This is a genomic window from Burkholderia cepacia (assembly GCF_001039005.1).
Classification (GTDB): Bacteria; Pseudomonadota; Gammaproteobacteria; order Burkholderiales; family Burkholderiaceae; genus Burkholderia; species Burkholderia theae.
In genome coordinates this window covers 104,934-122,201 of sequence record NZ_LDWR01000017.1, presented here as the reverse complement: position 1 = coordinate 122,201, position 17,268 = coordinate 104,934, and the positions used below count along the sequence as shown (strand labels likewise).

General features: G+C 66.5%; 13 protein-coding genes. 5 read left to right on the top strand and 8 right to left on the bottom strand.

The features are described 5' to 3' along the window. Positions 1-44: 44 nt before the first annotated feature. From VL15_RS10600 to VL15_RS10590, 3 genes are all read left to right on the top strand, one after another. Positions 45-1,211 (top strand): acyltransferase family protein, encoded by a 1,167-nt coding sequence (locus tag VL15_RS10600; protein WP_048245434.1) that lies wholly within the window; start codon positions 45-47, stop codon positions 1,209-1,211. A gap of 204 nt (positions 1,212-1,415) precedes the next feature. Beyond that, the gene (locus tag VL15_RS10595) at positions 1,416-2,579 is read left to right on the top strand and encodes a glycosyltransferase family 4 protein (RefSeq protein WP_419188657.1); all 1,164 of its coding nucleotides are present in this window, start codon (positions 1,416-1,418) and stop codon (positions 2,577-2,579) included. 13 nt (positions 2,580-2,592) lie between these two features. Further along, a complete protein-coding gene (locus VL15_RS10590; RefSeq protein WP_048245432.1) occupies positions 2,593-3,876 on the top strand; it encodes a hypothetical protein in 1,284 nt (427 codons plus the stop codon). Between the two features lie 24 nt (positions 3,877-3,900). Here VL15_RS10590 and VL15_RS10585 read toward each other — a convergent pair whose 3' ends face one another. Continuing rightward, positions 3,901-5,457, bottom strand: a complete 1,557-nt coding sequence (locus VL15_RS10585) for a mannose-1-phosphate guanylyltransferase/mannose-6-phosphate isomerase (protein ID WP_048245431.1) — start codon at positions 5,455-5,457, stop codon at positions 3,901-3,903. After that, positions 5,454-6,038, bottom strand: a complete 585-nt coding sequence (locus VL15_RS10580) for a drug:proton antiporter (RefSeq protein ID WP_048245512.1) — start codon at positions 6,036-6,038, stop codon at positions 5,454-5,456. Before VL15_RS10580 ends, VL15_RS10585 begins: the two co-directional genes overlap by 4 nt. Positions 6,039-7,189: 1,151 nt before the next feature. Here VL15_RS10580 and VL15_RS10575 point away from each other — a divergent pair. Continuing rightward, complete coding sequence (locus tag VL15_RS10575) at positions 7,190-8,581, top strand: sigma-54 dependent transcriptional regulator (RefSeq protein WP_048245430.1); 1,392 nt, start codon at positions 7,190-7,192, stop codon at positions 8,579-8,581. A gap of 40 nt (positions 8,582-8,621) precedes the next feature. On the opposite strand, the gene VL15_RS10570 is transcribed toward VL15_RS10575, so the two are convergent. The 6 genes from VL15_RS10570 to VL15_RS10545 form a co-directional block, all read right to left on the bottom strand. After that, positions 8,622-11,081: a glycoside hydrolase family 2 protein gene (locus VL15_RS10570; RefSeq protein ID WP_230684422.1), complete on the bottom strand. Its 2,460-nt coding sequence runs from the start codon at positions 11,079-11,081 to the stop codon at positions 8,622-8,624. A gap of 29 nt (positions 11,082-11,110) precedes the next feature. Beyond that, positions 11,111-12,166 (bottom strand): DUF1839 family protein, encoded by a 1,056-nt coding sequence (locus VL15_RS10565; protein ID WP_048245511.1) that lies wholly within the window; start codon positions 12,164-12,166, stop codon positions 11,111-11,113. After that, a complete protein-coding gene (locus VL15_RS10560) occupies positions 12,163-13,137 on the bottom strand; it encodes an amino acid--[acyl-carrier-protein] ligase (RefSeq protein WP_048245428.1) in 975 nt (324 codons plus the stop codon). The genes VL15_RS10565 and VL15_RS10560 overlap by 4 nt, the downstream gene beginning before the upstream one ends. Then, positions 13,134-14,330, bottom strand: coding sequence for an acyl-CoA dehydrogenase family protein (locus VL15_RS10555; protein ID WP_048245427.1), 1,197 nt, complete (start codon positions 14,328-14,330; stop codon positions 13,134-13,136). The genes VL15_RS10560 and VL15_RS10555 overlap by 4 nt, the downstream gene beginning before the upstream one ends. After that, positions 14,327-14,578, bottom strand: coding sequence for an acyl carrier protein (locus VL15_RS10550; RefSeq protein ID WP_048245426.1), 252 nt, complete (start codon positions 14,576-14,578; stop codon positions 14,327-14,329). Before VL15_RS10550 ends, VL15_RS10555 begins: the two co-directional genes overlap by 4 nt. Before the next feature lie 179 nt (positions 14,579-14,757). Continuing rightward, positions 14,758-15,540: a Crp/Fnr family transcriptional regulator gene (locus VL15_RS10545; RefSeq protein WP_196319571.1), complete on the bottom strand. Its 783-nt coding sequence runs from the start codon at positions 15,538-15,540 to the stop codon at positions 14,758-14,760. A gap of 942 nt (positions 15,541-16,482) precedes the next feature. Between VL15_RS10545 and VL15_RS10540 the strand changes: the two genes are divergently transcribed. Further along, positions 16,483-17,265, top strand: coding sequence for a Crp/Fnr family transcriptional regulator (locus tag VL15_RS10540; RefSeq protein ID WP_048245424.1), 783 nt, complete (start codon positions 16,483-16,485; stop codon positions 17,263-17,265). Positions 17,266-17,268 lie beyond the last annotated feature (3 nt).

Here is a 17,268-nt window from a genome sequence, read left to right as displayed (position 1 = left end):
GCCTGTCCTTGGCCACGCTGCCTGCCCACTACACGACCCCAACGATGAACTCGAAAAGCTCCGGACGTCTGGATCATATCGACGCGATGCGCGCCGTCGCGGTCCTGCTCGTCATCTGGACACACTACGCCGAGCGGTTCGTCGCGCTGGCGGGCGCCCAACAGTGGCTCGACACGCTGCAACGCTCGGTCAATTTCGGGCGGATCGGCGTGGTGGTGTTCTTCGGCATCAGCGGTCTGCTGATTCCGAGCAGTTTGCGCGGCGCCGCTGGACAAGGCACGCGGCGCTTCCTGATCCGTCGCTTCCTGCGGTTGTATCCGGCGTTCTGGTTGTCCATTCCGGTCGGCTGCCTCGTCTTCTGGACGTTGTTCGGAAAACCGGTAAGCGCGTCGCTGCTCGTTGCCAACGCAACGATGATTCCGACCGCGTTCGGGCAGGAGCCGGTCATGGGGCATTACTGGACGCTCGAAACGGAACTGTATTTCTACGTGCTGTGTCTCGTGTTGTTCTGGTGGGGCGGGCTGCACCGGATGCGCGATCTCGCGCTCGTCTGCATCGCGCTCTGCACGGTATTCGTGATCACCCTCGGGTTGCGCATCATTCCCGAGAATGCGCTGGGCCAGTACAAGGCCATGCCTTATCACCTCGCGATCATGTTCTGGGGTGCCTGTTTTCGTCAGGCCTACGATCATCCGCTCGACGTGTTGCGTGTGGGATGGGGGCGCGGCGAGCATGCCGGAATCACGCTGACGTACCGATCCGTGGTTGGCCTGCTGGCGGCGATGATCGTGGGCGTCGCGCTGATCGGCGCCGTCAACGATTGGCGGCATCACAACCTGGTTCATCTGCCGTCGTCGCTCGCTTACGTGATCGGCATCGCGATATTCGCGGCGATGGCGACGGTACTGAAAATCCGCGCGCGGTCGTTCGCGAAGCTGGGCGAAGTCAGCTACTCGATTTACCTGTTTCATGCGATTCCGTTGTTCGGGTTTTACTGGCTGTGCGAGCGCTATCAATGGACCGGGTGGCCGCTGGGCGTCTACATGATCGTGCCCGTTGCGCCGTTGATTGCGTTGTCGTACGCAAGCTACCGGTATTGCGAGGCGCCCTGTGTCCGGCTTGCGCACCGCCTGACCGTGTCGCGGCAACGCGGCGATCTGCCGGCCGGCAATCGTCAGGTCAGCGCGGCGCAGGATCCGGTTCGAAACTGACCGGGCGCGGAAGCGTTGCGGCTGAAAGTGGCGACCTCGTGTCGCCGACGTGAATGGAATGGACTGCACGGAGTGGGAGAGGATGGTGGCGAGTGATGAAGGCGGCGGCGTGCCGCGATATCGAATGTTTCAACCGACGTCCGGGAAGTTCAATTGAATAGCTTCCCGTCGGTTGGCTCCCGCGCGGAAGCGACGCGCATTGTCGTGATCAATGACTACGCGCGAAAGGGTGGCGCGGAAGAGGTCTACCGGACCTCCATCGAAATGCTGCGCAAGATTCCGGGCGTCGAGGTGTACTCGTTCGACGAGACGAATTTCCCGCCGGGCGAAGGCTCGTTCACGCGCGGCTGGAACCGCGCCGCGGCGAACGCCCTTGCCGCGCTGCTCGACGAGGTGCGCCCGCATCGCGTGCTCGTGCACAACTATCACAATCTGCTGACGCAATCGATCCTGCCGGTACTCGCGCGCGGCCGCCGCGAACAGGGATTCCGTACGTATCTCACGTGCCACGACTACCATCTGGTCTTTTACAACCCGAATCTGCTGGCCTATCGCAACGGGCGTCCGGTGCCGGTGCCGGTCGATGCGCTGTCGAAGCCGACGCGACTGTTCAGGCTTGCGAGCCCTCGAGGGCGTATTCACGACACGGTGAAGAAACTGCACTGGCATGCGGTGTACGCGTATTGCAATCCGCAACACGTATTCGACCTGTTCCTGTGCCCGAGCCCGTATATGCGCACCGCACTAGCCCAGCGCGGCATCACGCGAACCGCATTGCTGCCGAACCCGGTGAGCACGCTGGCGGAGCCGTTTCCGCCGCGCGTGTGTCATCGTGAGCGGTTCGAGCTCGCGTATGTGGGGCGCCTCGATGCGGAGAAGGGCATTCACGAGTTCATCGAACTGGCGCGCCAGACCGGTTTTCATCGTATCGGCAGCCTGACGCTTTACGGCGACGGCGCGATGCGCGCGCAGCTCGAAACACGCCACCAGGATCTGGTTCAGGCGCAGCGGCTGCGCTTTGCCGGGCGGCTTGACCACAGCGAGCTGTTTCACGCATTGCGCGCACATGATGCATTGGTGTTGCCGTCCGTCTGGGCCGAGAACGCGCCGCTCGTGCTGGTCGAGGCGGCCACGCTCGGCTTGCCGGTTCTCGCGCACGAGATCGGCAGTCTGTCGACGTTCGGCAGCGAGATCGGCAACAAGATCCTGTACCGGAATTCGCCGGCCGGCCTGACGAGCGCACTCGATGAGTTGAACCGTCACCTGCGTACCGACGATCGACATTACGATTGTTCGGCATACACGCCGTCGCACTATGCAGCACAGCTTGCGTCTTGGATGGGCATTGACGGGCAACGGAACGTCTAGGAAGAGGAACGTCATGCGGGCACTTCGACGCAACGTGGCGGCCGTGCTCGGCGCATTGGCCTTGTCGGCGGGGCATGGCTACTGCGAAGAGCGGGTGGCGACGATCGCGCCCGCCAATACGTCCGGCAGCCGCGATTTCAAGGGTTCATCGAACGGGCTGCTCGCCGGCACATCTTCGGTTTCGAAGATCGATGTGCATACGTTGCTGTATCCGGGCAGCACGACCCGGGTGCTGGCCCACTACCTGCCGTGGTGGGGCCCCGACCCGCGAGGCGTGAATGTCGGCTATCGATCCGACGATCCTCGCCAGGCCTATCGCACCTTTGCCGACATGCAGTCGCGCGGGATCGACGGCGTGATCGTCGACTGGTACGGCCAGGGCCACTTCGTCGACACGGCGTGGCAGGCATCCATGCCCGAACTGGCGAAGTTTCCCGGGATGACGTTCTCGATCATGATCGACAGCGGCAGCTTCAGGTTCAATGCGTGTCACGGGTGCGACCTGACCGAAACGATCCTGAACAACCTCGCGTACATCAGCCGCGAATACTTCACGTCGACTCAGTATATGCGTTACGACGGCCATCCGGTCGTGTCAGAGTTCGGGATGGATGCGGCCGGGAAGGCGGACTGGGCGCGCATTCATGCCGCGTACCCGGACATCTACTGGATCCATACGCTTGCGCCGGGTTTCGATCTGCCGTACAGCAAGGGGGCGTATGTCTGGGCGCAGCCGTCGTCGTGGACCGCGCCGCAACCGGCCGGCACGCGGCACGACCTGCTGTATCGCGAGCGCTTCTACAACATCGCCCGGAACCAGCCGCCGGGGATGATCACGGTCGGCGGCGTGTGGAGCGGGTTCGACGACACGAAGGCGTCGTGGGGCGCCGCCGCGCCGCGTCTTCTCTCGCCTGCGTGCGGACGCACCTGGCTCGACACGTTCAAGAGCATCAACGAGCGCTACAGCGTGCGGCAGCAGCTTCCATTCGTTCAGCTGATTACGTGGAACGACTACGAGGAGGGGAGCGCGCTCGAAACCGGCATTGCCAGTTGCACGGAGATCGACGCGCAGCCGTTGGGCTCGAGCGTGACCGTCCGGATCACCCATCCGGACACCGTCGATCATCTGGAGCTCTACGAGCAGCTTGGTGCGTCGTCGTTCAGGCTGGTCGGACGCTATCCGTCCGACGCGACGAGCATTGCGCTGCCGGAGACGCGGGCGGGCACGTATTTCATCAAGGCGGTGGGCAAGCCGTTCATCCAGAACGTCGTTTCGGCGGCCATCGTCGTGCGCTGACGCGCGAGGATGCCGGCTGCGCGGCTATTCTGCCGTCGATCGGGCGAGCGGCACCGCCATCGCCGCTTCGAGTTCCACCGGCCCGCACGTCGGCCGGCCGTATTGATCGTCGAAGCGGACGATATCGTCCTCGCCGAGGTAGTTGCCCGACTGCACCTCGATGATCTCGAGCGGGATGCGACCGGGATTCTCGAGTCGATGCACTTCGCCGACCGCGATGTACGTCGACTCGTTTTCGCACAGCAGGAACGTCTCGGCGCCGCGCGTCACCTTCGCGGTACCGCGTACGACGATCCAGTGCTCGGCGCGGTGATAGTGCATTTGCAGCGACAGCCGCATGCCGGGCTCGACGACGATCCGTTTCACCTGGAAGCGCTCGCCGAGATCGATCGAGTCGTAATGGCCCCACGGCCGCTGCACCTTGCGGTGCTCGCTCGCCTGCGGGCGGCGGTCGGTCTTCAGTCGCGCGACGATGTTCTTCACACGCTGCACGTCGTGCTTGTTCGCGACCAGCACCGCATCGGGCGTCTCGATCACGACGACGTCCTTCATCCCGACGCAGGCGATCAGGCGCCCCTCCGAGCGCACGAAGCTGTCCTGCGTGTCCTCGAACACGATCGGGCCGCGCGCGACGTTGCCGTGATCGTCCTTCGGCATGATTTCCCAGATCGCATCCCAGGTGCCGACGTCCGACCAGCCGGCCGCGAGCGGCACCACGATGCCTTCGATGCCGAGTTCGCCGTGCTCCGCGAGGCGTTCCATCACCGCATAGTCGATCGAGTCCGACGGGCACGCGTCGAAGGCCGCCGCATCGATCCGGAAGAACGGATCCTCGGCGACGCCCGCGCGCCATGCGGTCTCGCAGGCCGCGTGGATGTCCGGCGCGAGCGCGCCGATCGCCTTCAGCCAGACCGATGCGCGCGTGACGAAAATCCCGCTGTTCCACCAGTAATCGCCCGAGTGCAGGTAGCGCTCCGCGAGCGTCGCATCGGGTTTCTCGACGAAGCGCCCGATCGCATAACCACCCTGGCCGCCGTGGCGGCCGGTACGCGGCTCGCCGACCTGGATGTAGCCGTAGCCCGTTTCCGCCCGGCGCGGCAGTACGCCGAGCGTGACGATCGCGCCTTCCTGCGCGTAACGCGCGGCGCGCGCGATGGCGTCCTGGAACGCACCGACATCGGCGATCACGTGATCGGCCGGCATCACCGCGAGCACGGGATCGTCCGCGAGCGCGCTCGCGTCGAGCGCCGCAAGCGTCAGCGCGGGCGCGGTGTTGCGCGCGGCCGGTTCGAGCAGGATGCGGGCGGGTGCCGCGCGGCCGAGCACCTGCGCGGCGCTCATGACGCGATGCTGCTCGCCGCAGACCAGCAGCAGCGTGTCGCCGAGCGATGCGTTCTCGATGCCGTTCAGGCGGCGTGCCGTCGCCGACAGCGGCGATTCGTTCGAGACCAGCTCGATCAGCTGCTTCGGGAACTGCTCGCGCGACAGCGGCCACAGCCGCGTGCCGGAGCCGCCGGCGAGGATCACCGGCAGGATGCGCGGCAGATCGGGCTCGGGAACCGGGCGAAGGGTGCGGGTCATCGAGTGACTCCGGTATCGGCGGGCAGCCGGTTGAGCGCACGGCCATCGGCGCGCGAGTCGTCGTGGCGCGACCGGGGGGCCGAAACGGCCCGGGACAGCAGGTTGCGCAGCGCGCCGGCGGCGCGGTCGGCCGACCGGACCAGGCCGACGAACGGCGCGCCCTGTTCGAGATACGGGCCATAGGCCTTGCGGAATCCGAAGCGCTTGTAGAACGCCTGGCGCGGGGCGGGTACGTGCGTGCGCACCGCGGCGTCCGGCCACGCGGCCTGCGCGGCGGTGAGCGCGCGCCCGATCAGCCGCTCGAGCGTGTCGTCGTCGCGGCAGCTCTCGCTCGTCAACACCTTGTCGATCACGACGTCCGGATCGATGTCGTCGCCCGGCAGGATACGTGCGTAGGCTGCGACTTCCGTGGTGTCGCCGTCGTGCACGCTCGCATAGACATGCAGCGCGCCTGCGTCTTTACCGTCGATGTCGAGATGCGTATGGGCGTCCTCGACCACCAGCACGGCGCTGCGCGCGCGCAGGATTGCATAGAGATCCACGGCGCTCAGATGTTCGAATTCACAACAATGCCATTCCATGATGCGGTCCTCGCGTGATGCCTTCGGCACGCCGCATCGCACGGACGCGATCGTTTCGTGCGATGCGACGATCTTCATCATCCGGATCCGCCGTGCGTCGGTCTGTTCGAAAGCGTACTCACGCTCCGGATTCGCGCGGGCGGCAGGGGGACGCGTGGCCGCACGCCGGCCCCGGGAACGCTGCAATGTGCGGTAGCACACACCGCCGGCGCAGGTGCCTTTTCATAATTGATCCATCCCGGCGGGCCGCGGCGATGCGCCGTCGTTTGTGCGTGTGTTCAAGCTGGGCGGCCAGTCCGGTGACGGCAGCGTGCCCTTGCATGCTTGCCGTCCGATCATGCTGCACTGCGGGGGGGCGAGTGCAATCACCACCGATTTCGCGCCGGGCAACGGCGGTTCGCCGGAGAATGGCATGCACGAGCAGCGCGCATCCCGTGGTGCGTCAGCACCATGAACGTGACGCGCGCCGCGACATGGTTGATTACGACGTGTAACGGATGAGCGGGCCGCGCGCCGTCGCGACGCGCCATGGCCGTGCGGCGGCGCGCGCGATTATGCGATGCATGGAATGCGGTGCCGGCCTTTTTCGGTGATTTCGGTGGAATTCGCGGGCAATCGACGGCGCCTACCTTGCGGAAAAGTAGTATTTGCCACTGATTGACGGGAATGGTTAGAGATAATCAAATCTCAGTGGTCAAAGGCACAAAGTACGGGGCGACCGGTAGCGTAACCGGCTGAATCAGGATTATCTTTTGGTAACACGACCATCTTGAAACGGGGTGTAAATTCAGGAGCGGATGTAATGAGGCGGTCATTCCGGGAGCGGGTTGGCGGCCATCCGGTTCAGCATCGGGCGCGACTGTCGTGTACGACGCGACGCACATGCGGACGAAATTTCCGTTTGCCGACGTGCCCCGCCTGACGGCGGGTCGCATCAAAGCCGGAACGTCGTGGCTTCCGCAGCCGCGCGTTCCGTTCGAGTTCGATGACAACGAGGCCGGATAACATCCGGCTCGACCTCCGGGGGCTCTCGCCGTGTGCAGTTTCGATCTTCGCCAAAGCTGCGGAAACGCGGCGCGGACACGCGGCCATGCGCCGCCGGCCGCAGCGCACGCGAACGGTTCGCGGAGTGGAGAAAGTGATGGTTCGTTATGAATATGCCAATAACGCGCGATAAGAGCGCCGGCGCGGGGAGCGGTAACGGGCCGCGTCCGTTGATTTACTGGACGCAGTCGCCGTCCGTCATGCTGCGAAAGGAACTGGCGCGACGCGACTGGAAAGTCTCGATCGTCGCGCAGGCGAGCGAGCTGCGCGACACGTCCGGTGAGATCACCTGCGGCATCCTCGACCTGAGCGGCGGCCATGCCGATGCGATCGGCAGCATCGCATCGACCTGCGCGTCGATGCGCGATGTCGTCTGGGTGGCACTCATCGACGTCGGCCAGACCGCGTCGCCGAACGTGCGCGCGCTGTTGCGCGACTATTGTTTCGACTACGTCACGTTGCCCGCGTCGCACCAGCGGATCGCCGATACGGTCGGCCATGCGTACGGCATGGAATGCCTGTTCGCGCGCGACCGTGAACAGCTCGAATCGGAAGAGAAAGGCATCGTCGGCACCTGCAGCGCGATGCTGCGGCTGTTCGATACGGTGCGGCGCTTCGCGCGCACCGACGCACCGGTGTTCGTGTTCGGCGAAACCGGAACCGGCAAGGAACTGACGGCGGTCGCGATCCATCGTCATTCGGAGCGGCGCAACGGCCCGTTCGTCGCGGTGAACTGCGGCGCGATTCCGCCGCACCTGCTGCAATCGGAGCTGTTCGGTTACGAGCGCGGCGCGTTTACCGGCGCGAACGCGCGCAAGATCGGTTATGTCGAGGCCGCAAACGGCGGCACGCTGCTGCTCGACGAGATCGGCGACTTGCCGCACGAGAGCCAGGCGAGCCTGCTGCGCTTTCTGCAGGAGCGCTCGATTCATCGCCTCGGCGGTAGCGATCCGGTGCCGGTCGACGTCCGGATCGTGTCGGCGACGCACGTCGACCTGCGTGACGCGATGGAGGAAGGGCGCTTTCGCGCGGACTTGTTCCACCGTCTGTGCGTGATGCGCATCGACCAGCCGCCGCTGCGCGCGCGCGGCAAGGACATCGAACTGCTCGCGCACCACATGCTCGAACGCTTCCGCGGCGACGCGCGCCATCGTGTGCGCGGCTTCTCGACGGATGCGATCACGGCACTCTACAAGCACGACTGGCCCGGCAATGTCCGCGAGCTGATCAACCGCGTGCGCCGTGCGGTCGTGATGACGGAAGGGCGCCTGATCACCGCGCAGGATCTCGAACTCGAATACTGTCTCGACGCGGCGTCGCCGTCGGTGGCCGACATCCGCAAGTCGATCGAGCGCGAGGCGATCGAAACCGCGTTGCTGCGCACGCGCGGGCGTGTCGCGGCTTCGGCGCGCGAGCTCGGCGTGTCGCGCGCGACGCTGTATCGCTGGATGGAGGCGTACGGGATCGAGCGGCCGCGCGGTACGGGCTCTTCCGACTGAGATTGGACCGGCGACGCTCGCGGCGACCGCGAGCGTCGCGTCAACCGGCGTGCGTGGCGCGCACCGTTCGCGCGGCGTTCACGGCACGGATTTCGACAGCGGGTGGCGCATCGGCGGCGGCCGGATGCTTCCCGGCATCCCCTGCAATTTCCAGCGGAACGAGCGCGACATGTGCCGGCGTGCCGGGCGCGAGATGGAACCAGTCGTCGCGCGGCATGAAGCCCGGCGCGTCGATCTGCACGTGCCGCGCCACGTGTCGCGTGTCGATGTCGACGTGCCATGTATCGCCGCTACGCGATACGCACGCCTCGATCCCGAGTTCGCGACGTGTCAGCACGGCCGGATGCGTGCGGGACGGGAAATGGAACGCCTGCGACAGCAGCGTGCCGTCGTCGGCGCGCAGCGTCGCGACGACCGTGTCGTGTTCGCACGGCCCGAAGCGGTACGCATAGGTCCAGTCGAAGAAGCGGCCTAGCAGCTCGGCCGAGCCGATCCGCACCGCGTCGTGCGCGGCGATCCGCACCGGGCAGCCGGCCCGCGCGACCGGCGTGCGGCCGTCGCGCAGCGCGACCAGCTCGAGCGCCGCCGACAGCGGCGCCGGGTGCTCGTTGACCACGTGGACGTCGAGCCCGTTCAGACCTTCGTCGACGAGCAGCACCTGCACCGGCTGCAGCACCTGGCGCAGCGCATACCACGCCGATTTCGGCCGGTGCTCGGCGTCGATCACGCCCCATCCGGCGCCCGGCATCACGTCCTGGAACTGCCACACGAGCGCGCCGGCGCAGCGCGAGCCGGTGCGGCGCCATTCGGAAAACGTCTCGCGCATCAGGTCCGCGATCACCGCGCGCGACAACTCGAAGTAGCGCGCCGGATCCTCGCGTCGCAGCCGGTCGGGCACGACGTCGTACAGCGTCTGCAGATAGTGGTCGCGGACGTCCTCGAAATCCCACGACGTGCCGGGGTCGCGTGGCACCGCCGCCTTCCAGCGCGGCTCGTGCACGCTCGGCCAGCCAAGCTCGGCGAGCGTCGCGTCGCACGGCACGTTCGCGAACGCGAGGCATTCGCTCGCGAAGCGCACGTCCGCGCGGCGCGCGTCGTCGAGCGGGCGCAGGTACGCGCCGACGCCGTAGTAGTGCGACACGCGTTCGCGCGGCGTGAACGGCAGCACGCCGCCGTCGGGCGAATCGGGCACGTACGGGACGTCGGGGCGGCGCGCGGCCGCCAGGCCGGCCAGCCGCTCGGCGGTCAGCTCGAGGAAGCGCTGCTTCGGCCCGAGCCCCGACATCGCGGCCTGTTGCGCGATCTCGCTGCCGCCGCACAGCACCGTGAGCGATGGCGACGCGCCGTGACGTGCGAGGAACTGCCGGGCTTCACGGTCGATGTTCTCCGCGAACCCGGGATCGTCGAGCGCATAGTCGAAATTCGCGAACATGAAATCCTGCCAGACCAGCAGCCCGAGCCGGTCGCACCACGCGTGGAACGCGTCGGCCTCGTAGGTCATCGTGCCGCCGACGCGGATCATGTTGAAGCCCGCGTCGCGCGCGAGCCCGAGCAGGCGGCCGTAGGTCGCGTCGTCCGCGTGCAGCGCGAGCGGTGCGGCGCTGCTCCAGCACGCGCCGCGCGCGAACACCGGCACGCCGTTGATGCGCAGCCCGAAGCCCTTGCCGTCGGCGCCCGCGTCGACCTCGATCGTGCGAAAGCCGGTCGAGCCGAGCGGCCGCCGCTCGTCGCCGAGGTGCAGCGCGATCTCGTAGAGTGCCGGCTCGCCGTGCGTATGCGGCCACCAGCGGCGCACGTTGGGCACCGCGACGCTCGCGTGCAGCCGGTCGGCGCCGGCGTGTTCGAGCGTTGCGTGGTGTTCGCCGCACGACAGCCGCGCCGCGAGCGTATCGGGCAGCGGTGCGGAGAACGCCAGTTCCGCGTCGAGCCAGCCCGTGTCGCCTTCGATGCGCGCCTGCAGGTCGCAATCGACCAGAACGGGCCCGGCGGCCGGATCGAGCACGTCGACGGGCCGCCACGGGCCCGCCGGCACGTAGGGCGGAAACCACCCGGGCATGTGCCCGAACAGCGAGGTGCGGACCGTGCGCAGTGCCGCCGGCTCCGCGAGCCGCGTGCGCCAGCGCGCACGGCGCGGCGCGCGCGCGTCACGCAGGTGCGGGGCGAGCGCGCGGAAGCACAGGGTCAGCCGGTGCGTGCCGTCGAGCGACACGGTAACGTCGTGCGCGACGAACATGCTGTCGGCGCTGAGGAGCGGCGTGTCGTCGAGCCACGCTTGCGCGAGCGTCGCGAGGCCGTGAAAGCGCAGTACGCGCGGCCCGCGTCCGCGCAGCTCGATCCGGTACCAGTGGTCGCGTTCGTCGAGTGTCCCGGCTTCGTCGAGCCGGCCGGCGAGCGCGAGCGCCTGCGCGACCGTGCCGGGTACGGGCGCCGCGATCCAGCCGTTGCCGGCGGCCGGGAGGTCGCGCGGTGCCTGCGCGGCGCCCGCGGCCGTCGCCAGCATCGACCACGCGGGCTGGGCACGCGCGCGCGTCACCGCATGACCGGCACGGGCGCCGCATCGCTGCGGGCGGGCGTCATGTGCCGCAGCGGCGCGCCGATCTGCCGCGCGCAGGCGACGAGGTCGGCATACGCGGTCTCGATCGCTTCGAGCGTCGAATCGCCGCGCTCTTCCTTGCCGCGCGCGCAGGCGCGCGCGAGCCGGAATTCCAGCACCATCGCTTCGGACGCGATGCGCTCGCACGCGGCGCGGATCTCGGCGAACGGCCCGACGCAGCCGCTGGCCTGCAGCCAGCGCGCGTAATGACCGAACAGTTCGAAGTTCGCGCCGAGCTGCCGCACCGAATTGAACGAGTACGCATGGAAGCGCTCGAGCGGCGAATCGGCGAGCGTCCGCGCGTCGGTCTGCAACTGCCGCCGGAATGCCGCGATCGGATTGACGATCGGCAAGCGCCGCAGGTGACGCTGCAGCGCGGCGAGCGACGCTTCGCACAGCGCGCGCTCGTCGAGCGGCGCAAAACGCCGCTTCGCGCATTCGACATACGGCGGCAGCGTCATCGTCGAGCTGTCGCCGACGAGCCCGTTGTAGTCGAAATCCTCGGCCACGTAATAGCCGCTGTTGTGGAAGTAGCCGATCTGGTGCTTGTCGCGGTCGATCGCATCGATGCCGATCGTCGTCTTCGTGTGCTGCGTGCGATAGCTGCTGCCGCGCGTGTCGGGCAGGAACCACGCGTCGACCTCGACGATCATCAGGTGACCGCGCGCGACCTGCGTTTCGATGTGCTGGTCGAGCGGCTCGTAGATCGAGTGTTCCTGCACGACGACGCCGTAGAGCCGCTCCAGTTCGTCGTGCGGGAACTTGAAGAACGTGAACTGGTCGCCCTCGAAATCGAGCGCGATCGTAAACGGCAGCGCCGCGTACGGATTGAAACCCCACCACCGGAGCACTTCGAGCCACATGTCGACGTAGCAGTTGGTCTGCTTCCAGACCATCTCCTGACTGTGCAGCGGGTGCGGCCGGTAGTGGCGCGCGCGGTGGCGCACATCCTCGAACGACGCGTCTTCGCCGTCGCGGGACACGAACCTCATCGCGTGCCCCACAGCACGTCGCGGACTTCGCGCGGCCATGCGTCGAGGTCGAAGCCGTGATGGCGGAACAGCGCGAGCGTGAGCCGCTCGAGGCCGAAGCCGACGCAGCCCGTATGCGCGACGTCGCCCGTCGCGGTGCGGATGTCCCACAGCAGGCCGAAATGGTCCATGTGGTAGTTGAAGCTCAGGCACGCGGTCTGGCGGTCGTCGTGCTCGATCGGGATCAGCAGCTCGAACTTCAGGTTCTGCTCGCGCTGGCTGTTCGCGACGATCTTGCCGCCGCGGCCGAAGAACGGGTCGTTCGCGAGATCGATCGCGTTCGGCAGGCGCAGCGCCTCGATCATCCGCGTGCCGCGTTCGATCCAGGTCTCGCGGAACGCGACGATCTGCTCGGGCGTGCCGATCCGCACGAACTCGCGCATCCGGAACAGCTGCATGCGGGTCGGGTCGAGCGACGGCTCGTGGCGGAAGCAGTACGAGAACACGTCGACGATCCGGCCGTCGCCGGGCAGCGCGCCCGCGCGCGCGACGACCGGATAGACGGGGTAGCATGCGGCCGGCGTCATCACGACGTAGGTCGGCTTCTGGTTTTCGGTCCAGTCGTCGCCGCGATCGAGGCACTGCAGCAGGCGCTGGTGCTGATGCTCGTCGCCGCAGAACGCATGCACGCTGCCCGCGAGTTGCGGAAAGCTCTTCATGTACTCGCTGCGCTCGAACTCCAGGCGGCTCATCGCCGGCGGAAAGCGCAGCACTTCGGCCTGCTGGTCGGCGCCGATGCGCGTGACGAACGCGTCGAGCGCTTCCACGACGCGCTCGAACCGTTCGCTGCGGCCGAACAGGCCCTGGATGCCGGTCGAGACCAGCAGGCCCGCATCGATCAGCGCATCGCGCAGCGGGTTGACGCCCGCGCGGTCGAGCGGTGCATCGGCGGGAGCGGAGGCGGCGGAGGGCACGGCGAGGCGATCGTTCACGTATGTTTCTCCAGCGTCGCAGGACGCAGCGCGAGCAGCAGGCTCGCGGTGTTGGCGGCAATGCGGTCGTTGCTGATCATCAGCGGCGCCGCGTACAGGTCGCGAATATGGCGGCCGATGCTGAACGGCGTGCCTTGCTTGTAACCGGCCATCCCGCAGATCATCATCGCCTGGTGCGCGACTTCCAGCGCGGTCGCCGACACGTAGGTCTTCAGCGTGTTGATCTCGGCGGCCCAGGCCATGCCGGCCGACCACGAGCGGGCCGACGCGTTCGCATAAAGGTGCAGCACGTGGTCGACGCGGGTCTGCATCGCCTGCATCAGCGCGAGCGATTCGGCGATGCGCCGCGCCGCGGGCGACGGCGCGCCGTCGGTCTGGCGTGCCTGCGCGCGGAAGAACTGGTGCGCGCGGTGGAACGCGTCGCCGGCCACGCCGATCCATACCGCGGCCCACAGGATGTGCGAGACCGGCACCATCGTTTCCTCGGCGATCTTCGCGAACGGCACGGGCAGGCACTGGACGGTGGCGCCTTGCGCATCGAGCGCGAAGCCGTTGCTGCACGTGCCGCGCATGCCGAGCGTGTCCCATTCGCCGCGGCGCGTGAGCGTATAGCCGTCGCGCAGCAGCGTGACGAGCACCTGCTCGGAGGCCGGCGCGTCCGCGTCGCGTCGCGCGGTCGCCAGGATGCCGTCCGCGTAGTCGCCGTACGAGATTGTCGGCGCGGATTTGCGCAGCCGGAACTCGCCGCCGTTGGCTTCGAGCGCGCACTGGCTCGCGCGCAGGTTACCGCCGACGCCGTCTTCCGACGTAGCCGACGCGAGCAGCCACTGGTGGCGCACGAGCTGCCGCAGGAACAGCTTGTGCCAGCCCTGGTCGACGGCGTGGTTGACGATGCAGGCGACCTGGATCTGGTGCATCGCGAACACCATCGCCGACGATGCGCAGGCCTGGCCGAGGATCGAGCAGGCGGAAGCGACGTCGGCCAGCGATGCGCCGGCGCCGCCCAGATGGGTCGGCACCATCGCGCTCAGCAGCCGGCGCGCGCGCATCGCCTCGATCGCCTCGACGGGGCAGCGCGCGTCGCGATCGACCGCATCCGCGTGCTGCGCGGCGATCTGCGCAACGGCATGCGCGGCCTCGTCGAGCCGATGCGCGTCGCTGTCGGCCGCGAGTTCGGGAAGCAGCCCGCTCATGCGGAATGCTCGGTGCGTTGAAGTGCGGCGATCGTGTCCGCGAGCGCATCGATGCTGCGGAACAGGTTGCGGTTCAGCATCTCGTCGGGAATCTCGATGTTGAACTGCTTCTCGATCGCGAGCATCAGCTGGATCGTATCGAGCGAGGAGAGGCCCGCTTCGTAGAGGTCGTCCCCGTCGCCGATCGAATCGATCGCGGCTTCGAGATGGGCGACGTGCCTGAGGATGGTTCTGATTTCGTTTTTCACGTGCTGCTCCGGCGTGCGTGGTGTCGTCCGCTCGGGCAGACGCGCGCTAAGCGCTGACGTCCCCCCGGCAGTCCGGCATCAGTAGACCATTGGCAGGCACGGCGTTCTGTTCGCCACCCTACAAACAGCTAACCCCGATGCAGCCGGCGCCGAAGCGCCGCACCGATCGGGCAGGCCAATCAGGCGCGCGCCGCGGCCGGCACGCCCGAGTCGGCCGACAGGATGCGCTTCATCTCGTCGCGCACGATCGCGCGGCAGCCGCACGACATTTTTTCGAGGCCGTCGAGGTCGGCCAGCTCGATCGAGCTCCGGTATTGCCGGATCAGGCCGAGCTTCTGGATTTCGCCGGCGGCATCCGTCACCGTTTCCCGCCGCACGCCGAGCATCTGCGCCAGCATGTTGTGCGTCACCTGGATCTCGATGCTGCGCGTCCGGTCGTACGCCAGCAGGAACCATCTGCATAACTGATGTTTGAGCACGTGATGGCGGCTGCAGAACGTGATCTGCGATACCTGCGCCATCAGCAGCCGCACGCAGACGAACACCAGGTGGCGAATCACCGGCGACGCATCGAACGCGGCGGCGAATACACGCCGGTCGAGCCGGTAGACGAAACCGTCGCGGCAGGCGACCGCTCGGCAGGGCATCCGGCCGCTGCCGCCGATCACGTCGTCGCAGACCACGCTTTCGCTGCCGATTTCGGCGACCTCCAGCGTCATGCCGCCGGACGACACGTACTGCAGCGAAATCGCCGTCGTGACGGGCAGGTAGACCGCGGCGAGCATTTCGCCGGGTTCGCAGAGCACTTGCCCCGATTTCAGGTGGACGAGTTGAAGGTGGGGGACCAGCGTGGCGAGTTCGTCCCGATCGATGGCCGCGAGAAACCGGTTGGCATCGAAGCTGTGGGAAAGCTCGATCATGCCGTTCGCGTGCGCGACGGCGTCAAGGGCCTGGAGAGTCACGGCACATCCTCGTAGGGTGGCGGTCGCGCGTCGTCGCGGCGATACCCCGCAAAAGGGGATTTCGCACGATCGTGCGGACTTGTGTTCGTCGAAAATAAAATGACGATGCTGGCAAAAAGGCTAACACGCAATTGAATTAAAACAATTGCACCTTGCGTCATCTCACAAAGTTTGACGATTTGGATTGAGCGAAAACGTCATGTGGATTTAATGATTCATTTCCACGAAATTAATCATCCGGAAATGGAATGACTGGCCGGCGAACCATTCGATGTCGAACGGGAATCAATCGCGCGACGCCGCGCATCGTACAGCGAAAAGTGCCGGGCGCACATTGAACATTATTTGACAAATGCTGGTTCGGTGAAAAAATTCCTATGCGCATCAATGGCTTGGGTGCGATTTGTACGGTAGCGTACAGATCGTGGAATTAGTGTGCAGATTCAAATTTGAGACAGTTTCAAACGTGTTCATGAGGCGTGGCATCGCTGCGGAGCGCCGTCCGGCACATCACGGAAACAATTGAAAATCGGCTGTAAGTATTTGAACGATAAGCCTCGCGGCTTCGAGGCGGCTGCTCGGACACGACGCGCACGAATTGATCAGGCGAATGGCGAGCCGGGTCCTTTGCACGGAAGAGTGTCCGTCGCACGGAAGAGTGTCCGGAAATGAGACGCTTTTTTTGCTTTTAGACAGCTTATTCGATCGATCTAAATCGGACGTGATTCATATATTAAGGATGGGCGGGTATTGGCACGTAAATCGCTTATTCGGGCTGGCGTGTCGAAACGGGACGGTCGATTCAATCCAACGGCAACAAGCCGACGGTCAATCGGATTCAGGGTTGTGGGCCGCAACCACGGTCAACGTCCGGACGCGCATCGCGATAACGAGTTCCGTGCACGCGGCTGCAGGCTGCGCGGACAATAAAAGGATACAGACATGCTTCATCTTCACTCGAGCTACTCGGCGAATGCCATCCTCGATGCCCTCCCCGAGGACAGCATCCGCGCCATCGCACCACACCTCGAACTGGTCAGGATCAAGGCCGGCATGCTCGACCGGGTCGGCGAGCCGGCGCGTCACATGCATTTCCCGACGACGGCGATGATGTCGGTGCAGCACCTGATGGAGGACGGTGCGATGGTCGAGGTGGCGGTGGTCGGCCGCGAGGGCGTGGTCGGGCTCGCGACGCTGGTCGGCGGCGCCGCGGCGTCGAGCCGGGTCGAGGTCCGGATCGGCGGGATGGCGTATCGCGTGCCGAGTTGCGTGATGCGCACCGAATTCGAGCGTTCGCCGGCGACCTACCGGCTGCTGCTCAACTACTGCCAGGCGACGATGGCGCAGATTTCGCGCAGCGCGCTGTGCAACCGGCATCATTCGGTCAGCGAGCAGCTCAGCCGCTGGCTGCTGCTGGCGCACGACCGTATCGACGGCGACGAGCTGGCCGTCACGCAGCAAACCATCGCGAACATGCTCGGCGTGCGGCGCGAGGGTGTGACGGAAGCGGCCGGCAGCCTGCAGGAAGCCGGGCTGATCCGGCAGCGCCGCGGCCGCATCACGGTGCTCGACCGCGACGGTCTCGAACATCAAGCATGCGAATGCTACGACCTGATTCGCGCCGACTATCGCCGGTTGCTCGGCACGCGCGGGAACACGAGGCCGATGCCGGTTCGCCCCCGACTGCCGGAGGTACGTTGCGGATTCCCGGCACATGGTGCGTGACGA